The organism is Streptomyces sp. SID12501, assembly GCF_010550245.1.
In the GTDB taxonomy this organism is placed as follows: domain Bacteria; phylum Actinomycetota; class Actinomycetes; order Streptomycetales; family Streptomycetaceae; genus Streptomyces.
On record NZ_JAAGLU010000317.1, the window covers coordinates 1 to 572 of the forward strand.

At 74.1% G+C, this 572-nt stretch carries 1 pseudogene; it reads left to right on the forward strand.

The window, feature by feature from the left end:
* Positions 1-73: 73 nt before the first annotated feature.
* Positions 74-572, forward strand: a pseudogene (locus tag G3I71_RS45970) (hypothetical protein); the annotation flags it as partial.

Consider the following 572-nt stretch of genomic DNA (forward strand, 5'->3'; position numbering starts at 1 on the left):
CGCAGGCCTACGCGCACGTCCGCGACGCGCTCGACGACGCCGGACGCGACCGGCTCGTGCGGCAGGCGCGGCCGTGACCGTGACCGCGGCACCCGTGGAGTGGTGGGAGCACGCCGCCCGCATGTTCGAACCCCCGCCCCCACCCCGCTGGGCCACCCCCGGCGACCTCGCCCGGTTCCTCGACCCACGGACCATGCAGACGCCCGCGCTCGACGTCATCGACGCCGCACTCGTCCAGACGTTCACCACCCCCGACGCGCGCGTCATCATCTCGATGCCCCCACAGGAGGGGAAGTCCCAGCGCGCGTCCCGCCGGTTCCCCCTGTGGGGCCTCACGCAGAACCCGAACCTGCGCATCGCGATCGCGTCCTACGAAGCCGGCGTCGCCCGCCGCTGGGGCCGCGCGATCCGCAACGACATCACCACCCACGGCGCCGACCTCGGCCTCCGCGTCCGCGACGACCTGTCCGCGCAGTACGAGTGGCAGCTCGCCGGGCACGACGGCGGCGTGTTCACCGCTGGCGTCGGCGGCGCCATGACCGGACGCCCCGTGGACATGCTCATCATCGACG